The organism is Pseudomonas sp. F220 (genome assembly GCF_057813935.1).
In genome coordinates this window covers 1-301 of record NZ_JBVASJ010000165.1, presented here as the reverse complement: position 1 = coordinate 301, position 301 = coordinate 1, and the positions used below count along the sequence as shown (strand labels likewise).

General features: G+C 63.5%; 1 pseudogene. It reads left to right on the top strand.

Going from position 1 to position 301, the window contains the following annotated elements:
- Positions 1 to 301: pseudogene (gene gcvT, locus ACZYSM_RS29470) on the top strand (glycine cleavage system aminomethyltransferase GcvT); the annotation flags it as partial.

Sequence of the window (301 nt, the reverse complement as noted above, 5' to 3'; positions counted from 1 at the left end):
AAACTGCTCGGTGTGGAATGCTATGTCAGACGTTCCGGTTACACCTGTGAAGACGGTTACGAAATCTCCGTTCCGGCCGCCAGCGCAGAAGCGTTGGCCCGCGCGCAGCTGTCCGAACAGGAAGAGGCCGCGATTGGCCTCGGCGCCCGCGACTCGCTGCGCCTGGAAGCCGGCCTGTGCCTCTATGGCCATGACCTGAATACCGAGACCACACCTATCGAGGCCAGCCTGCTCTGGGCCATCTCCAAGGCTCGTCGCGCCGATTGTCCACGCGCCGGTGGCTTTCCTGGTGCAGAAACCG